This window comes from Hyunsoonleella ulvae, assembly GCF_016827605.1.
Classification (GTDB): Bacteria; Bacteroidota; Bacteroidia; order Flavobacteriales; family Flavobacteriaceae; genus Jejuia; species Jejuia ulvae.
Genome location: NZ_JAEPJQ010000001.1, coordinates 1,060,249 through 1,078,709 on the forward strand (window position 1 = coordinate 1,060,249; position 18,461 = coordinate 1,078,709).

Consider the following 18,461-nt stretch of genomic DNA (forward strand, 5'->3'; position numbering starts at 1 on the left):
TTGTAAGTAAGGCCTGCTTTTATTTTACCTTCAAAAATTCTAATGTATTATTTGCATTTAGTAATACAAGATATAAGATGCCGTTTATTGTAATCTTCTCAATAGCTTTAGTCTCTGCATTTGAAATTGTTTCATAAGAAGTGTTGAATTGCTTACCCATTCTAGATAAAACATAACCTTGAGAGGCATCGTAACGAATGGTTTCCACCTCGGTATCGTAATTGGTTCCTACGCCTAAAACTTCTAGGGTTCCGTCATGATTAATGTCTAAAAACTCAAAATCTAGAGTTGGTCCAAATTGTGCTCTATCTGGCAAACGATGAAATTTAAAACCACCCTTGCCCTTATTTTCTATATAATACGAACTAAACGTAGTAGCCTTTAAATGCAACGCATTGTTGATGCTTTCCTTTCCATAAACCTCGAAAATATTAGAATTGGCAAACGCTTTATAAGAGTTAATCTTGTCTTTTAAAAAAGGCGTTTGCTCTGTAGAGCATTCTTTTCCGCGTAGCGGAAACAAATCGCCGTTATACGATTTACTTAATGCTATATCGTAAGTATCATTATCGTCAAAATAGTTGGCATAAATATGTAATGGGATTTCTTTTGTAGCATGAAATTTATTGTTTTCTCCAAAATTCCCAACAAAATAATCATCATCGCCATCGGCATCAAAATCTATAGCCTTTATGGTTTGAAACCATCCTATTTTACCATCAATAGACAACTCTTTTTTACTAAAGATACCTTTGGTATTTTCAAAAACCGTAACGTGCAGCCATTCTCCAATTACAATTAAATCGGTATCGCCATCATTATCATAATCTGAAAATATAGCATCATTTACCAAACCTAAATTTTGTGGCGCTTTTGCCCGTGTTTTTATCACATCAATAAAAACCCCATTTCTATTTTCCAGCAAATAGGATTTGGGCACTTTTGGATATTCTCCGGGTATTATTCTTCCACCAACAAATACATCGATATCCCCATCATTATCAAAATCACTAGCGGCAATGGCTTTGGTAACACCTGATACTTTTGGTAATTTTCCTTTTGAAAATTTACCTTTTCCGTTGTTTATGTATAATCGGTCTTGTTGGAGTTTGTCATTTTTCTTTGTACCGTAATTACCAGAGGCGACATATACATCTAAATCGCCATCGCCATCTGCATCAAAAAACATGGCATTGTTATCATTATAAGCTTTATCGCGTTCAAATAATTCTTGATTTACCAACGTAAATTTTCCTGATGCATCCTGAAGGTACATTTGTGCAGCATAGCCAGAAGTATTGCCAACGAACAGATCCTCTAAACCATCATTATTAATATCTGCCACAGCCATAGTTGCATCAATAGTCGACTGTTTTTGTGGTAATAAAACTTGTAAATCATAGTCATTAAAAAGTGTAGATTTATGCTGGTAATTAATTCCAAATTTAGAGGCTGGCACTGTTTCAAAAATCGATATATCAAACTGAATTTTTTTAACCAATGCTACAGCATTTTTATACGATAACTTTATATGTTGATTAGCATCAATACTTGATATTAACTGCTCCTTTCCATCATTCCAGACGACCTTTAAACTATCAATAGCCCCTATGCTACCCAATCCAAAATTCATGGTGTTGCTTACTGAAGATTGGTAACCTCTATTGGTGTACATCGTTTTAACTTGTTGCAAACTATCGGCAAAGACCAGAACTTTAGCCCCAATACCATTGGTGTTTCCTTTTGGTCCTTCTAAACTTACTTTTACATAGTTTCCACCACTATTATTTCGATATATAGAGGCTTCATCAGATTGATTATTTAGTACTAAATCTAAATCGCCATCATTGTCTAAATCCACATAAGCTGCCCCGTTAGAATTTATTTTGGCATCAAAGCCATAACTCTCAGAAACATCTTTAAAAGCATAACTCCCCGTACTAAGAAACATGTAGTTTGCTATTTTTTCAGAGGGAATAAGTTGTAATGCCGTTTCTAAATTTTTAGTTTCATTATGGCGCGATAGTTTTCGTTTCATTTGGCGCCTAAAATCCTGATTGACAATATCCTTTTCAATACCATTGGTTATAAACACATCATTAAACCCATCGTTATTAAAATCGGCGATTAACGGTGCCCAACTCCAATCTGTTTTTGCCATTCCAGCCAGTTGTCCAATCTCACTAAAAGTTCCGTTACCATTATTTAGCTGTAACATATTAGACATGTATTGGTGGTGCCAACCTTTACTTACCATGCGATTAAACTTAGCCGTGCTCATAGTTGCCATATTCTCTTTGCCTCGTTTTCTGTCGGCAGCCAACATGTCTAAAACTATTAAATCTGGTAGTAGATCGTTATTCGTATCTGCAAAATCAGAACCCATACTGTTATTGGATATGTGCTTGAATCGTGTTAAAACCTCATCTGTAAATGTGCCATCTTGATTATTTATCCACAGGAAGTCTGGCTCTAAAAAATCGTTAGCCACATATATATCGGGCCAATTATCGTTATTAAAATCGCCAATAGAAGCACTTAATCCCCAAGCTACTTTTTGTATGCCAGCTGCTTTGGAAACATCTACATATGTGCCATTATCATTTCTAAATAAACGATCTAAATCGTCTTTATTTATTCTGGTTTGTAGACTTGGATTTAATAAGGTTTGCATTTTGGGCTCCAAACTGTGATTGACTAAATACATGTCTAAATCACCATCTTTATCGTAATCGAAAAAATAAGCTTGCGTAGAAAATCCGTTATCTTTCAGTCCATATTTTAAAGCTTCCTCTTTAAAAGTGTTATTTTTTTGATTGATAAACAGTTTGTTCTGCCTCAAGCTTCTATCTTTTACCGAAGCTGATTTACATACATAAATATCTAACCAACCGTCATTGTTAATGTCTATCATCGAAACCCCGGTAGACCATCCTTTATCGTCTTTTACACCTGCTGATTCAGTAATATCTTCGAAAACAAAATTGCCTTTATTGAGATATAATGTATTCGTATTTTGGTTGGACGTGAAATAAATATCCTCAAGCCCGTCGTTATTAATATCTCCTGTAGCTACACCGCCACCGTTATAGATATAGGTATAATTCAAAAAATTAAAATCTGGGGTTTCTGCTATCTCATTTTTAAAATTTATACCAGAATGGCTTGGGGGAATATTAGTAAACATTGTGTTTTTGACATCAATGTATGGTAACGGTAGTTCCTCCTTACAGGCAATACATGCCATAAAAATTAGTAAAAGGGGAATGCTTCTAAACATTAACTTCTTCTTTTTAACCCAAGATACTAAAATCAAAAGAAAATTTCCTGAGCTAATCTAAATGTATTCGCATGCGCTTCTATTATAATTTTAATATCTGGAGAGTATCCTCCTCCCATGGAGCACATCACAGGTATTTTATTGTCTTTACAGGTTTGTAATACAAAACGGTCTCGTTCTTTACAGCCTTCCAGAGTCATTCCCAGTTTCCCTAATTTATCTGAAGCCACCACATCTACACCACACAAATAGTATATAAAATCAGGTGTTTCAGTTTTAATCAATCTAGGTAATGTTTCTTTTAAAATAGACAAATAGGTGTCATCATCTGTATCATTTTCTAAAGCTATATCTAAATCGCTTTTTTCTTTTTTAAAAGGATAATTGCCTTTACCATGCATAGAAAACGTAAATACATTTTTAGTATTATGAAAAATTTCTGCAGTACCATTGCCTTGGTGTACATCTAAATCTACAATCAATACCTTTGAAACTAATTTTTTATGTAATAAATAATGCGCCGCAATAGCTTGATCGTTTAACAAACAAAAGGCTTCGCCTCTATTGGAATAGGCATGATGCGTGCCTCCTGCGATGTTCATGGCAATACCATATTGCAATGCAAATTCGCTGGCTTTTATAGTGCCATCTGCAATAATAACTTCACGTTGTACTAAATTTTCACTTAACGGAAACCCAATTTTTCTGATTGCTCTTGCGTCTAAAGCCAGAGCTTTTAAACTTTCTAAATAGGCTTTGGTATGTGCTCTTAAAATGTGTGCGTCGTCTGGAATGGTTGGCTCAAAAAAATTAGCATTAACACATGTACCTTCATATATTAATTGCTCTGGTAACAACTCATATTTAATCATCGGGAAGCGATGGCCTTCTGGCAATGGGTGCTTGTATATGTTGTGATAGGCTATTTTTAGCATTCTTTTTCCTGCGAAGGCAGGAATCTTTTTTTATAAAAATTATCAATTTAAAATGGATTCCTGCCTTACTGAAACAAGTTCAGCACATGTCGCAGGAATGATAAAACGCAACTATTTATGTAACTTTAATTGAATGCGCTTTCGCGGTACATCTACTTGCAATACTTTTACAATTACTTGTTGATGTAAATGTACATGTTCATTAACATCTTTTACAAAACTATCTGATAGGTTGGACACATGAATTAAGCCGCTTTCTTTTATACCAACATCTACAAAACATCCAAAATTGGTAATATTATTGACGATTCCTGGGAGTAATTGGCCTTCTCGTAAATCGTTAATTGTTTTTATATTTTGATTGAAGGTAAACACTTTGGCTTGCTCTCTAATATCTAATCCTGGTTTTTCAAGTTCTTTTATAATATCTTCTAGGGTTAACAAGCCAACCGAATCTGTATAATAGTGTTTTAGGTTTAGTGTTTTAAGCAGGTCTTTATTTCCTATTATAGCTTTTACAGATGTCCCTAAGTCTTTTGCCATTTTAGTAACAATAGTGTAACGCTCGGGATGCACTGCAGAATCGTCTAACGGATTTTTAGCTTCTTTAATTCTTAAAAAGGCCGCACCTTGCTCAAAGGCTTTTCCGCCCAAGCGAGGTACTTTTTTTATGTCGCTTCGGCTTTTAAAAACACCGTTTTCATTTCTATAGTTAAAAATATTTTCAGCGAGTTTGGGGCCAATTCCAGACACATAACTTAACAGTGATTTGCTGGCTGTATTAATATTTACGCCAACTGCATTTACACAATTTTCTACTACAGCGTCCAAGCTTTTTTGTAGTTTGGTTTGATCCACATCGTGCTGATATTGGCCAACACCAATAGACTTTGCATCTATTTTAACCAATTCTGCTAGTGGGTCTTGTAAGCGGCGCCCAATAGATACAGAACCACGCACCGTAACATCATAATTTGGAAACTCTTCTCGTGCTATTTTAGATGCCGAATAAATACTAGCACCAGCCTCACTAACCACAAATACTTGTACATCATTTTTAAAATGGACTTTCCTTATTAAAGCTTCGGTTTCTCTTGATGCAGTTCCGTTACCAATAGCAATGGCTTCAATTTTATAAGCGTCGCATAGCGAACTTATTTTTTTCATCGCGCCAACAGCATCATTTTTTGGAGGATGCGGATATATGGTTTCATTGTATTTTAATTGCCCTTGTGCATCGAGACATACAACTTTACAGCCTGTTCTAAAACCGGGATCTATGGCTAAAACGCGTTTCTCACCTAATGGTGAACCTAATAACAATTGTTTTAGGTTTTTAGCAAATACAGCAATGGCAGATGCATCGGCTTTATCTTTGGCAAGTTGCAAGGCTTCATTACTTAATGATGGTAGTAATAATCTTCTGTAGGCATCTCTTATAGCGATTTTAATCTGTTCTGCACAAGCGTTATTGCTTTTAATAATGCGTCGTTCCATAGCATCTAAAGCACGATCGTTATCTATTTCAATTTTTACACGAATAAAACCTTCTTTTTCGGCTCTTAAAATCGCTAACAAACGGTGCGATGGTATTCTGCTTAAATTTTCTTCCCAATCAAAATAATCTCTAAATTTTTGTGCGCTTTCATCTTCAGCTTTTGTTTTTATCACTTTTGTAGAAATCATTGCAAAACGTTCTAACTGACGACGAATGTTGTTCCGAATATCGATACGTTCATTAGTCCATTCTGCAATAATATGGCGTGCCCCTTCTAAAGCCTCTTCCGCAGAAGACAGGTCGCCTTTTACATATTTAAAGGCAATAGACTCCACATTATTTGCATTCTGGCTCATAATAATTTTCGCTAAAGGCTCTAGCCCGTTTTGTCTTGCTTTTTCAGCTTTTGTTTTCCGGCTTTTTTTGTAAGGCAAATAAATATCTTCTAGGCTTGTTATATCTTGAGACGCATCTATTTTTTGTTGTAACTCTGCAGTTAAAACACCTTGTTCGTCCAAAACCTTTAAAATGGCTTTTTTCCGTTTTTCTAAAGTTTCATACTGTTCCTTAAACTTAACGATTTCGCCTATTTGAACTTCATCTAAATTCCCTGTACGCTCTTTTCTATATCTAGAAATAAACGGTACGGTACAATCTTCATTAAGTAAGGCTATCGTATTTTTTACAGATTGCTCTGGAAGTTGTGTTTGGGAGGTAATAAAAGCTATCATCTAACTTAAAAAAGGATGTTATATTAATTTTCTAAAATTTCAATTTGCTTAACAACCTGCGCTTCGGTTATTGGGTATGGCACGTTGTTTTGCATGGTTTGGTATACAGCTTCAAAAATATTTAAATACGATGATTGTAATGGCGCTATTTTTTCTTGAGTTTTAACCGTGTCTTTAACCGTTGTTAAAATACCTTCTTTCCCTGGTGCTTCAACTCCAAATATTGGATTACTAGGTTTTATTCCTGCATTTAATTGTGTTTCTTGAACATCTGTTCTTTCTTTAATAAACGAACCTTTTGTGCCATATAACACAAAGGCTGGACCTGGATTTGCTACTAAAAGACTTGCCGTAAGAAACACTTGTAAACCACTGGGGTATTTAAGGTGTAAATGTGCATAATCATCAATTTGCGTTTCTGGGCGGTTTCCTTGGAGTGTCTTTTCCCATGCTTCTGGAATTCCAAATAAATCTATCGCTGCATCTAAGAGGTGGGGCATTAAATTATACAAAACACCATTACCCGCAATAGGGGTTTCTTTACTCAAGTTGGCATTCATTTCGTATTTATATCTATCGTAACGAAAATGCACCTCTACCAAATCCCCTAACTTACCAGATGCTACAACTTGCTTAACAGACAAGGCATCACTATCATAGCGTCTGTTTTGAAACGGCATTATTAAACAATTTCTTGTCTTCGCTTCTTTGTAAAGTAGTTTAGCTTCGGTTACTGTAATCGTAAATGGTTTCTCTACTACGATATGTTTATTATGCTGGATGGCCTTTAAAGCGAACTCGAAATGGGTTGCGCTGGGCGTGTTTATAATTACTAATTGAATAGTAGTATCGTTAAGTAATGCGTCAACACTATCATAACTTTTAATATTTGGATAGTTTAGCTGCGCTTTTTTTTTACTTCTTTCTACTATAGCAGTTAACTCGAAACCTGAATGCAATTCTAAAAAAGGACAGTGAAACAAACTTCCAGACATGCCAAAAGACAAAACACCTGTTTTAATTTTATTACTCATTTTAAAAACTAATTAAGTAGAATAATTTGTAGTCTACACTTACAAATTTAAAGTTAATTACCAAAAAAACGCGCAATACCATTTTGGTATTGCGCGTTTTAAATTCATAAGGCCTATATGTATATGCTAAGCTACTTTTTTTATTAAATCGAAACACGGGCATTTTTTACAGCGTTTGTTTTCGCCCTTTTTATACTTTTTGCAGCAACTACTTTTTACTTTATTAGGTACATCAATACCTAATTCTTGTAATTTTTTAATTGCCTTTTTCTGTTTCTTTTTCTTTTTTTTGCCCACGGTAAAATACTGTATTCAAAATCTGCGACAAAAATAAATTATTTTTATTAAATCTAAATAAGCTTAAATGTTAAATTTCTTGGAAAAATTGTATTGGCATAAAAAAAGGTTGTCTTTACAAAGACAACCTTTTTTTAGCTATTAATCAAACCTCGACTTACTGTACTGTAAGTGTATATTGTGGTGTTGGGTTTAGCGGACAGAAATACACATACTCCCCTTTTGCTAATTTTGTAGCTTTAGATGTTTCTACCTCCCCATCTTTTACAACAGTGGTTACATAAGCTGTTGCTATGTGGTTTTCTGGATTACTGGCATCTTTTCCTTTTGGTACCAAAACCAAACCTACATCTTTACCTACTTGGTTATTTGATACCGAGAAGATATAGGTACCTTCACTTACGGTTAAAGATTTTTGTGTAAACTCTCCTGCTGTTTGTTCTAAAGCGATGGTTTTTACAGCCTCATCTTTCATCATTGCATCTTGTGCGTTTCCGTTAAAAGCGAAACCTAATGCTACTACTAAAATTGCTATTACTTTTTTCATTGTTTTAATTGTTGTGAGCTTTTGCTCTGGTTATTTATTACTTGATTTATATTAAATTATACTATTGCTGTTTCTAAAGGTTGAGCTTCAGGGAAATCTACCGGCACTTGTGTTGTGCTGTGTATGTAATTTGATATGGTTTTGTCTCCTACCAATGAAATCACATCTATTAAGTTACCTTTAGTATAACCTGCGCTAAAGAAATTTTCTAAAACTGCAGCATCTGTTTTACCTCTGTTTTCTGTAATGTTTCTAGCTATTCTTGCTAAAGCATCTAACTTCTCGTTAAAAGAGGCTTCTCCTGCTCGTAATTCTAAAATTTGCTCATCAGTAAAACCATTCATTTTTCCAATGGCTGTATGGGCAGATAAACAGTAAATACAATTATTTACTTCACTTACTGCTAAGTTTACCACCTCTCGTTCTTTAGCTGATAACGATGTTTTGGCATTCGAAAAATTTAAATAATTTTCTAAGGCTGTATCACTATGTGCATACGTTGCGTATAAGTTTGGTACAAAGCCTAAAGCTTTGTTTAAATTATCGAAAATAGCTTGGTTATTTTCGCTTACTTCTTCTCTTGTTGGTACATTAAATGTGCTCATAATTTCTAAATTTATTTTGTTGTTTTATTATTAAATTATCTTGGTACAAAGGTGCAACCCTTATAAAGTTTATACCATGTAATGATTTCCTTTTAGCATGTCAATTTTTCCTTTATAAATTTGATGCTATCGAATTATCTGCTACATGTGGTCTTTCTGCATCACAATAAAAATCGTGGATATACTTTTGTTCACAATGTGTTTTAGGCGAAATAGTGTTTAACACTTTTCTTCCTTTTCCTCTGAATATTTCAATCAAATTGAAAACTGATATATGTTTTAAATTCATGACTTTATTGTTTTAATTATACAGTACAAAGATGCATGAAAAGAAGATGCTATAAAATGGTTAGATTGCCCTAGTGATTGTCAATTTTTCCCTAATCTTAAAATTGACACCTATTAAAGTATTATATGGAAGCTTGCAAGAGGGTAACGTTGTATCTATGTATAATAATCAAAACACTTTTTTAAGTTGTTTCTTGAAGTCTGAAGGCGATAAATCAGTATGTTTTTTAAATAACCGACTTAAATGTGAGGCATCATCAAAACCCACATCATAAGCAATTTCCTTTGCTGTTTTGTCTGTGTAGATTAGGAGTCGTTTTGCTTCAAGGATGATACGTTCGTGAATAATTTGTAGAGGACTTGTTTTTAATTTAGCAAAATTATTAGATAATGTTTTTGGTGATTTAAATAACTTATCCGCATAAAAAGATACACTATGCTCAATTTTAAAATGAGATTCTACTAGCATATTAAACTCCCGCAGTAAATCTATTTTAGTATTCTTTGCGGTTTCTACAAAACCTTCTTTGGCTTTAAGCAATCGTGTACTTATAATAATAAAACGTGCCATCAACATCCTTAACATCTCAGCTTGAATGGTATCCTTAGTTTCTAGTTCATCTAAAAACACTTCTTGCAACACATCAAGCTTTCTACGCTCCTTAGCATCTAGCTCGATAATTGGAATATGTACATTACCAAAAAACAGCAATCCTGCGCAACTCACTTCTTGGTCGTGGTCCTTAATGCAATAAAACTCTCTATTAAATTGGTACACCACCAAATCTTTACCAGAAACAAACTGAAAAAACTGCACTACCGTTAACGCCAAAATACTATTGGGCTCAATAGTGTAGGGCATACTATCTACTATAATCTCAGCTTTAAAATTAGTAGTTCTTATAAATGTATATAGTTCTGGCTGCTTAGGCGTTTTATAGGACTCCAGAAGTTCTTCGTCTCCTATTTTAAGTGTAGCATTTGTAGAAAACTCGGTAAATGTTTTTTGCATGTAGCCTTAGTCTGTACTTTTTAACAAACATTACATTTTAAGTATATTGTTAGAAGAAAACACAATTTTAAATAATCGATTAATTACCTCTCCTATACCTTTAACCTAAAATTTATCAAACAATTTCTTTTTACTAATTTTAGTTCAAATACTATTTTTTAAATTTATAAAGATTATACATTCCAGTACCCTTGTTATGGTAACCCCAAACATAGTTGTCTTTGTATTCAAATAGGATTTGTAAAGGAACTTTTCTTAAGTTATTCTCTTTAATGAATTTATTCAACTTATCAAATCCGTTAACTGGAATTTCTCCTTCAACATGATTAAAATTTTTATCAAATAGACAATCTACCTTTGTTGATTTTGTATTTGAGTAAGAATCAAAAGCGGAAAGTAACATTGCACCTGTAAGCCCACCAAAAACACCCCCAATAAAGGCAAGTGTTCCTGATTGCTCTTTTATACTTCCTCCTAACGAAACAATAGTATATTTATCATGTTTGTATGCTGATACTCCAACATTTGAATTAGTAAGTTGCCTAAGAAAAAAATTACTGTTTTTAGAATCCTTATCTTTTATTTTTTTACCGCTAGCTATTATTACTGGTGTATTTTTAAAACTGAAAGTATCATCATCATTAACCTCAAATTCTTTAACTAAAGTTTTTTGATTTAAATCATAAACAGCAAATACTAATTTATCTGTAGTGACGTAGTTACTGAAATATAAACTATCCAAGATAAATGAATTAGACTCTGATCTTAACTCTTCTTTCAAAAAACCTCTTTTTGATATTTGAAAATATGTATAATTCCCTTTTTTAATATCTATTTGAATTATATTAGTTTCATTGGGGGTGTTATCATTAGTTAACGAAATGATACCATTATTAAAGTATATTTTATTTACAGCTGAGGTGGTCTCAATAGAGGTAGGCACATTATACTTGATACTTGCTGATTGTATTTTTGATAAATTTTGTTTATTAGTTATCAAATAATATAATGTAGTTTCAAAACCATTAAATTTTTTAAAGCTTTCGTGTGATAAATCTATAGTTTTTTCCTCTACATTACCATCAAGTCGTATTTTATATAATTTTAAAATAGAGGAATTCTTTCTTATACTTAAAATAAAGATGCTATTTTCCGCCTTAAATGTTTCTATAACATAATCTTTCTTCAAGTTTAATTCAATTTTGCTGGTGTTAACTGATTTGGTATTATAATTAACCTCAACCCTATCAAACAGAGAATTTGTTTTGTTTTTAAAGAAAAGTACATGAATAGAATTTGAGTAAAAACCTCCAATAAAGTTCTCTGCTTTATTAAGAAAGCTAGATAACGTAAATTCTGAAATTAATATACGTCCCTTACCATATAAGTAGAATTTAGTAGCGTCTTTGTTATTAATTATGAAAGACAGGTCGCCAGACCTTTCATCAACCCCTTGAAATACTTGTTTAGGTACACTGAAATCTTTACTACTACTGGCATCTATATAACACCATGCACTTTCTTGACCATAAATATTAAATACAGCTAAAAATATAAGTACCAAGAAAGATATAAACTTCATACAATCAAATTAACTAACCTGCAACCCATTCCCAACCTTAGCATCATCAGGATTCACAAATACCAATTTCCCTTCAGGGGTTTCCGTCATTAAAATCATACCTTGGCTCTCAACACCACGAAGTGCTCTTGGAGCTAGGTTTACTAAAATAGTAACACGCTTCCCAATAACTTCTTCAGCAGAAAAACTTTCTGCGATACCAGAAACAATAGTACGTGTATCGATACCTGTATCTACCTTGAGTTTTAACAACTTTTTAGTTTTAGGCATCTTTTCAGCTTCTAGAATAGTGCCAACCCGAATGTCTAGTTTTGTAAAATCTTCAAAAGTAATCGTGTCTTTTTGTGGTTCTACTTTTTTATTCGCAGCTTCGTTGGCTTTTTTACTGGCTTCTAATTTATCTAATTGTTTTTGGATGGTTGCATCTTCTATTTTAGAGAATAACAATTCTGCTTTTCCTATTTTGTGGTTTGCTGGCAATAGAACTTCATTAGTTTTAATGTCATTCCATTGAGATTCTGAATCAAGTTCAGAATAACAGAGGATACGTTTTAGTTTCTCCGAAGTAAATGGTAAAAAAGGCTCACTTAACGTTGCTAAAGCACTTGCTATTTGCAGTGCTACATACATAATGGTTTTTGTACGTGCTTCGTCTTCCTTAATAACTTTCCAAGGCTCTGCATCTGCTAGATATTTGTTGCCTAACCGTGCTAAATTCATCAATTCTTGCCCTGCTTCTCTAAAGCGGTAACGTTCAATAGAACTTGCAATTACATCTGGGTATGCTTTTACAGCCGCCAAAGTTTCCTCATCAACATCATTAAATTCTGATGGCTCTGGAACTACTCCTTCGTAATACTTATTGGTAAGTACCACCACACGGTTAATGAAGTTTCCAAAAATGGCTACCAACTCGTTGTTATTTCTCGCTTGAAAATCTTTCCAGGTAAAATCGTTATCCTTCGTTTCTGGTGCATTTGCATTTAAGGCATAGCGTAATACATCTTGCTGTCCAGGAAACTCCTCTAAATACTCAGGCAACCAAACGGCCCAATTTTTAGATGTTGATAATTTATTGCCTTCTAAATTCAAAAATTCATTAGCTGGCACATTTTCTGGCAAAATATAACTGCCTTCTGCCTTCAACATAGATGGAAATATAATACAGTGAAATACAATATTATCTTTACCTATAAAATGTACCAATTTAGTGTCTTTATCTTTCCAATAGGACTCCCAATCTTTTCCCTCGCGTTCTGCCCATTCTTTAGTAGAAGAGATATATCCAATAGGGGCATCAAACCATACGTAAAGTACTTTGCCCTCGCCACCTTCAGCGGGAACAGGGATTCCCCAATCTAAATCACGGGTAACTGCACGTGGACGTAATCCATCATCTATCCATGATTTACATTGTCCATAAACGTTTGACTTCCAATCTTTTTTATGACCTTCTAAAATCCATTCTTTTAAAAACGCTTCATGCTTATCTAAAGGTAAAAACCAGTGTTTCGTTTGTTTTAAGGTAGGAGTGTTTCCTGTAATGGCCGATTTTGGATTGATTAAATCAGTAGCATTATGGCTCGTCCCACAGTTTTCACACTGGTCGCCATAACTTTCCTCAAATCCGCATTTAGGACAAGTACCCACTACAAAACGATCTGCCAAAAACTGATTTGCTTCCTCATCGTATAGTTGCTCTGTTGTTTCTTCTATAAACTCGCCTTTAGCATCCAACGTTTTAAAAAATTCTGAAGCTGTGTCATGATGTATTGGTGCCGATGTACGCGAATAATTATCATAAGTAATTCCAAAATCTTCAAACGATTTTTTTATAATCGCATGATACTTATCTACAATATCCTGTGGTGTAACACCTTCATTTTTTGCTTTTATGGTGATAGGCACACCGTGTTCGTCACTCCCTCCAATAAATGCTACATCATTTCCTGTTAAACGTAAATAACGTGCATAAATATCAGCAGGCACATAAACACCAGCCAAGTGGCCAATATGTATGGGGCCGTTTGTGTAAGGTAAAGCGGTAGTAATGGTATATCTTTTAGGTGTACTCATAGTTGCAAAATTTGCCCGTAAAAGTACAATTATTAAAAGCGTTTAAGAAAAAGAAATTAAATTATTAGATATGGACTGCTCCTCTAGTTGATAGTTATTAATCAAAGCAATATTTTAAGGACTTATTGCTTTATAATTTTAATAGTTTCCTGATAATTATCCGCTTTAATTTCAACAAAATAAATTCCAGTTTTTAAATTTTGCCCAATTTTAGTAATGCCCTCTCTATTAGACGCACCTGATGAAAGTTGTTGGCCAGTTAAATTAAACACAGTATAATTAAATGGTTGTTTACACCTTAGTGTTAGTGTTGTTTCAAACGGGTTAGGAAAATACAATACATCATCAGAAGTATTAAAAGTTGGTACGGTTAAAGTACCACTTGTTTGTACAAATTTTGATAATAACCTAATATACGCAGTTTGATAACCATTACTGTTTTCGGTAATTTCCCATGAATTCATAGGCCAACTGGTGTTAAATTGGTCATAAGACTTTTGATGCGGTTGGTTTCGAAGTCTATCACGTTGATTGCTATCGCAAGTAAAACCGCTACATCCTGATGGGCAACAACCATCCCAGTCGTAAGAGGGATTTGGGCCACCAACTAAAAACCCCGGAGCAGGACCAAAAGTATCGTTGTTTATATTATCCCAATCTGTACCATCGGCAAACCATGTATGATAAAATTCTGCTACACTATGCTCTGATCCGTAAGCACTCATATTGGAGAGAAAACATAAATTAAGTGGATTAACTCCATGTATATAATGAATATATCTTTCGGCTGCCTTAAGCGCTTCGTCGTTGTTGGCTGCATTTACATTATGGTTAATATAATCTGTAAACATTAGTCCTTTTCGAGATTTTATACCATTACTACCCCATGTATAATCTTTTAGATATGCCATGTAGGGGTCTGCTTCATTATTAAATGCAGCAAAATTATGAGTACCATTCATTGCCAGTAAATAAGTGTTTTTAATACTGGACGCCACATTAGGAGTTGCTGTTGGCAGAGATGCGTAATACAATAATGTTTCTTGATTATTTTGTTCAAAAGGAAAGGCAAAATTCCATTGCATTAAATGTATTGACAGATAATTGTTGTCAACAAAATCTTTATAATTAGTACTATTGGTAAGTTCATACAAATATATAGCAGCTCTCATTTTAAGGGCAAACCTTACATAATCATCTTCAGTATCTTGTTGCCCAGCTCCAATACCTACAGAATTGTATGCAGCACTGTTATTTTGCCAAATTACTCTGGGGTTTGCAATAGCCCATTGCCATGCGTTTTCCGCACTGTTTTTTAACAAGTTGCTATACGCTACATTTCCTAATTCTTTAAAAAGTTGAGCACCATGAGCAAAAGCAGCAGCAGCACTAAGCGCTGAAATTGTATTGACATCGCCGTATAAAGTTTGCCCTGTGGCTTGAGAAGGTGGAGTGCTTTCAGATAGGCTAACAACACTTATCATTGCGCCATTGGGCTCTTGTAATTTTAGTAAATGGTCTAGTCCCCATTTTATTTCATCGACTATATCTGGTATACTATTTCCTGAATATGGTAGATTGTAATCGTCACCCCAAACAGTTGGTTTTTCTTTGTATGCAGCTACCATATCTAAAATATAATTTGAAGTCCACGGTGTGTATTTGTTATAGTCGCCAGCATCATACCAACCACCACTAAGATCCTTTTCTGTAGAGGAGTCGTTGGGTGCGTTAAATTTCCTAGCCTGTGTATCCTGTAATGTGTTAACATGGCTAGCTCCATCTTGCCATGCAGTACCAGTGTGTTGAGCCAATTTCTCGTAACCTGCCCTCTGAAAGAAAAACGTGCGAACTGCCTGTTTTAAAACATCTTCATAAACATTGTTGGAAATTAAAAAATCATGCGATTTTAAATTCTTATCAATATCTAAAATATAATAGGTTCCTTGAGTTTCAACTGCGGAAAAATCAAACCACCATGCTTGATCTCCAGAAGAGACATCCTCTAAACCTTCTTTGTATGCCGTAGGCGAACCTGTTAAAACTTGAACACCTGTGTTAACATTAATTAATGCGTAATTAGTGCTTGGTATAAAAGTCTCAGCAGCGTCAAAACCTGATAAAGGATTTCTAATTACTGCAATTTTTTCGGAATTTGGTCTGTATCCAAATTGATCTACAACAATATATTTTGAGGTAGTTTGGCTATATAATTTAAACGAAAAACAGATTAGAAAAAAAAGAAATAATTTGTTCATGGTAGTTGTTTTTTTGGGGTTAGTTCTTAAAGTATTGAAAATATATCTAATCATTTCTATTACATCTAGAGATTTTTAGATTATAATAGGCTTAATTTTAAATATTTACGAGAAATATTCAAAAAGAGATTATTTTATGTTTATTAGGTGAGAGTTAAAAAATAGTACATTTACAATATGAAATATAATCGTATTTTGTTACTTCGATTTTTACTAGTTGTATTTTTTCAAATAAGTTGCTCTTTTGCTCAGCAACGTATAAAAACAAATAACGTTTTGGTTCAACCACAATTTTTAAAACAAGGGGATACTGTTGCCATAGTTGCACCAGCTGGTATTTTAAAAAACCGTGTAGGAGAAATAAACAAAGCCAAAACACTTTTAAAACGTTGGGGACTACATACTGTGGTTGGCAAGCATATATTTAATCAAGGGAGACACTTTGCTGGAACCGATGATGAACGCTGTGAGGATTTCCAAAATGCTTTGGATGACAAATCAATACGAGCCATTTGGTGCGCTCGTGGTGGTTATGGCAGTGTTAGAATTTTAGATAAACTAGATTGGACTAATTTTAATGAAAGTCCAAAATGGATTATAGGCTATTCTGATATTACGGCTATTCATAGCGAAGTACATAATCTAGGTTTTCTATCGCTTCATGCTATGATGTGTACAAGCCTACAGGATGATGCCGAAACCATAAAAGAAACCATTTCAACCTTTAAGGATGCTATTTTTGGTACTACTCTAAACTACACATTAGAAGCTTCAAAATATAATCAACCAGGTGTAGTGTCTGCACCTATAGTTGGTGGTAACCTAACCATTTTACATACTATGTTAGGTTCTAAAACGAGCCTAGATACTTCGGGAAAAATTCTTTTTATTGAAGAAATAGGTGAGTATAAATACCATATAGACCGTATGTTGCAGAGCCTAAAGCGTGCTGGCTATTTTGATAATTGCAAAGGTGTAATTATCGGAGACATGACAAAAATTAAGCGCAATACGACACCTTGGGGTTCCTCAATCGAACAATTAATATTAGATGTACTTTCAGAATATAAGTTTCCTATCGCTTTTAACATGAAAGCTGGTCACGAAAAAGATAATCGGGCTTTAATTTTGGGTAAAACCATTACGCTAGAAGTTAAAAAAACATCTAGTATAATTTCATTCTAAAATTATTTCAATTTTAAAGGAGTAAACACTTTAAACTGACTGTAAAATCGATAAATTACTAGTTATTAGCCAGTTATTAATCGAACAAATATGCCTTTTATGGTAACACAACGTCATTTAACGTTTTATTCTGCAATGTTACCTATTAATTTTAAGAATTATTGATATCTGCGGTAAACTTGTACTCAAATAGCAACCATAAAAAATCTCCCTATGAAAAGAATTTTACTTGCAAGCGTAATGCTTTTATTATCTATAAGTGTTAACGCTGATGATATTATTAATACTGATTTAAATCTTTACAATCCAGATGTAAGAAAGTGTTTATTAGAAGCTTCTAAAGAAGATGGCTGGATTTTAAAATCTGTTTATATGAATGCTAATGAAGAGTTAGTTATGGTATTTGATAAAGGTACTACCACTAAAATCTACAAAAGCAAATAAATATAATTATCAACAACAATCCCTCGAAGCCAGCTAATCTCTCACTTAGCTGGCTTTTTTATACTCCAAATTGTGCTAAATGATGGTCTAAATGTTTGTAAAACATATTATTCCATTCTTGTGTGGTTAATGCTCCAAAGGAGTGTGATTCCCTTCCGTTAAAATAATCTGCTCCTAAATTTTGGGTTTTCTCTATATAACCAATTAATCGTTTTTTCTCTTCTTCAAAATTCTTTGCATCCGTTACCAAAAATTGTGGTGCTGTTCTACCATTTCTTTTATATGGTTTTTCGTTTACCACAGTATTTTTTACAAATAGTTTTAGCATCAACTTAGTAAACCCATTTGGCTTTTTGTGTTTGTCTTCAAAAGCCATTTCATAAGTAACATTACAATGCGCTAACATTTGGTCTACACTCATTTTCCCCCATTGCGGTTTTGTTGAAGGTTCTAGTGTGTTAATTCTTCCTATTACTTCATTAGTTACTGTAGTGTTGAAAATGTTTTTCATTTGATATATTTCGATTAATGAGTATTGAAAGGATAAGTTATTCATTTTATTCTTACAATGAAAGGTTTTAAAATGGAATTTTACGATTTATCGAAAGAAAAACTCAACACCTTGGTATCTGACATGCACCAAACTATTTTTAGTGATTTAAAAATAAATACAACTGAACATATTATTA

At 33.7% G+C, this 18,461-nt stretch carries 14 protein-coding genes; 2 read left to right on the forward strand and 12 right to left on the reverse strand.

Features of this window, described 5'->3' with window-relative positions; translation table 11 throughout:
• Positions 1-19: 19 nt before the first annotated feature.
• The 11 genes from JS605_RS04790 to JS605_RS04840 form a co-directional block, all read right to left on the reverse strand.
• Positions 20-3,187 carry a VCBS repeat-containing protein gene (locus JS605_RS04790; protein ID WP_239000252.1) on the reverse strand — a complete coding sequence of 1,056 codons (3,168 nt, stop codon included), beginning with the start codon at positions 3,185-3,187 and terminating at the stop codon, positions 20-22.
• A 125-nt stretch (positions 3,188-3,312) separates the two neighbouring features.
• A complete protein-coding gene (locus tag JS605_RS04795; RefSeq protein ID WP_203256515.1) occupies positions 3,313-4,215 on the reverse strand; it encodes a histone deacetylase family protein in 903 nt (300 codons plus the stop codon).
• 111 nt (positions 4,216-4,326) lie between these two features.
• Positions 4,327-6,444, reverse strand: a complete 2,118-nt coding sequence (locus tag JS605_RS04800) for a Tex family protein (RefSeq protein WP_203256516.1) — start codon at positions 6,442-6,444, stop codon at positions 4,327-4,329.
• A 23-nt stretch (positions 6,445-6,467) separates the two neighbouring features.
• A complete protein-coding gene (locus JS605_RS04805) occupies positions 6,468-7,478 on the reverse strand; it encodes a Gfo/Idh/MocA family oxidoreductase (protein WP_203256517.1) in 1,011 nt (336 codons plus the stop codon).
• Positions 7,479-7,932: 454 nt separating this feature from the next.
• Positions 7,933-8,322, reverse strand: a complete 390-nt coding sequence (locus JS605_RS04810; protein ID WP_203256518.1) for a cupredoxin domain-containing protein — start codon at positions 8,320-8,322, stop codon at positions 7,933-7,935.
• A 56-nt stretch (positions 8,323-8,378) separates the two neighbouring features.
• Entirely contained in the window at positions 8,379-8,927 is a 549-nt protein-coding gene (locus JS605_RS04815) for a carboxymuconolactone decarboxylase family protein (RefSeq protein WP_203256519.1), read from the reverse strand.
• Between the two features lie 112 nt (positions 8,928-9,039).
• Positions 9,040-9,216, reverse strand: coding sequence for a hypothetical protein (locus JS605_RS04820; protein ID WP_203256520.1), 177 nt, complete (start codon positions 9,214-9,216; stop codon positions 9,040-9,042).
• A gap of 168 nt (positions 9,217-9,384) precedes the next feature.
• Positions 9,385-10,227 carry a helix-turn-helix domain-containing protein gene (locus tag JS605_RS04825; protein WP_203256521.1) on the reverse strand — a complete coding sequence of 281 codons (843 nt, stop codon included), beginning with the start codon at positions 10,225-10,227 and terminating at the stop codon, positions 9,385-9,387.
• Positions 10,228-10,378: 151 nt separating this feature from the next.
• Complete coding sequence (locus JS605_RS04830; RefSeq protein ID WP_203256522.1) at positions 10,379-11,809, reverse strand: hypothetical protein; 1,431 nt, start codon at positions 11,807-11,809, stop codon at positions 10,379-10,381.
• A 9-nt stretch (positions 11,810-11,818) separates the two neighbouring features.
• Positions 11,819-13,885 (reverse strand): methionine--tRNA ligase, encoded by a 2,067-nt coding sequence (metG, locus tag JS605_RS04835; protein WP_203256523.1) that lies wholly within the window; start codon positions 13,883-13,885, stop codon positions 11,819-11,821.
• Positions 13,886-14,007: 122 nt separating this feature from the next.
• Complete coding sequence (locus JS605_RS04840; RefSeq protein WP_203256524.1) at positions 14,008-16,143, reverse strand: glycoside hydrolase family 9 protein; 2,136 nt, start codon at positions 16,141-16,143, stop codon at positions 14,008-14,010.
• 177 nt (positions 16,144-16,320) lie between these two features.
• Here JS605_RS04840 and JS605_RS04845 point away from each other — a divergent pair, with 177 nt between their 5' ends.
• Together JS605_RS04845 and JS605_RS04850 are read left to right on the forward strand one after the other, a co-directional pair.
• A complete protein-coding gene (locus tag JS605_RS04845; RefSeq protein WP_203256525.1) occupies positions 16,321-17,328 on the forward strand; it encodes a S66 peptidase family protein in 1,008 nt (335 codons plus the stop codon).
• 213 nt (positions 17,329-17,541) lie between these two features.
• Positions 17,542-17,772 carry a hypothetical protein gene (locus JS605_RS04850; RefSeq protein ID WP_203256526.1) on the forward strand — a complete coding sequence of 77 codons (231 nt, stop codon included), beginning with the start codon at positions 17,542-17,544 and terminating at the stop codon, positions 17,770-17,772.
• Positions 17,773-17,830: 58 nt separating this feature from the next.
• Here JS605_RS04850 and JS605_RS04855 read toward each other — a convergent pair whose 3' ends face one another.
• Positions 17,831-18,283, reverse strand: coding sequence for a DUF1569 domain-containing protein (locus tag JS605_RS04855; RefSeq protein ID WP_203256527.1), 453 nt, complete (start codon positions 18,281-18,283; stop codon positions 17,831-17,833).
• Between the last annotated feature and the right edge of the window lie 178 nt (positions 18,284-18,461).

Excerpts from the sequence above, each read along its gene's own strand:
- JS605_RS04790 (WP_239000252.1), bottom strand. The coding sequence starts at position 3,187 with ATGTTTACTAATATTCCCCCAAGCCATTCTGGTATAAATTTTAAAAAT.
- JS605_RS04840 (WP_203256524.1), bottom strand. The coding sequence starts at position 16,143 with ATGAACAAATTATTTCTTTTTTTTCTAATCTGTTTTTCGTTTAAATTA.
- JS605_RS04805 (WP_203256517.1), bottom strand. The coding sequence starts at position 7,478 with ATGAGTAATAAAATTAAAACAGGTGTTTTGTCTTTTGGCATGTCTGGA.
- JS605_RS04800 (WP_203256516.1), bottom strand. The coding sequence starts at position 6,444 with ATGATAGCTTTTATTACCTCCCAAACACAACTTCCAGAGCAATCTGTA.
- JS605_RS04825 (WP_203256521.1), bottom strand. The coding sequence starts at position 10,227 with ATGCAAAAAACATTTACCGAGTTTTCTACAAATGCTACACTTAAAATA.
- JS605_RS04850 (WP_203256526.1), top strand. The coding sequence starts at position 17,542 with ATGAAAAGAATTTTACTTGCAAGCGTAATGCTTTTATTATCTATAAGT.
- JS605_RS04810 (WP_203256518.1), bottom strand. The coding sequence starts at position 8,322 with ATGAAAAAAGTAATAGCAATTTTAGTAGTAGCATTAGGTTTCGCTTTT.
- JS605_RS04820 (WP_203256520.1), bottom strand. The coding sequence starts at position 9,216 with ATGAATTTAAAACATATATCAGTTTTCAATTTGATTGAAATATTCAGA.
- JS605_RS04795 (WP_203256515.1), bottom strand. The coding sequence starts at position 4,215 with ATGCTAAAAATAGCCTATCACAACATATACAAGCACCCATTGCCAGAA.
- JS605_RS04830 (WP_203256522.1), bottom strand. The coding sequence starts at position 11,809 with ATGAAGTTTATATCTTTCTTGGTACTTATATTTTTAGCTGTATTTAAT.
- JS605_RS04845 (WP_203256525.1), top strand. The coding sequence starts at position 16,321 with ATGAAATATAATCGTATTTTGTTACTTCGATTTTTACTAGTTGTATTT.
- JS605_RS04855 (WP_203256527.1), bottom strand. The coding sequence starts at position 18,283 with ATGAAAAACATTTTCAACACTACAGTAACTAATGAAGTAATAGGAAGA.
- metG (WP_203256523.1), bottom strand. The coding sequence starts at position 13,885 with ATGAGTACACCTAAAAGATATACCATTACTACCGCTTTACCTTACACA.
- JS605_RS04815 (WP_203256519.1), bottom strand. The coding sequence starts at position 8,927 with ATGAGCACATTTAATGTACCAACAAGAGAAGAAGTAAGCGAAAATAAC.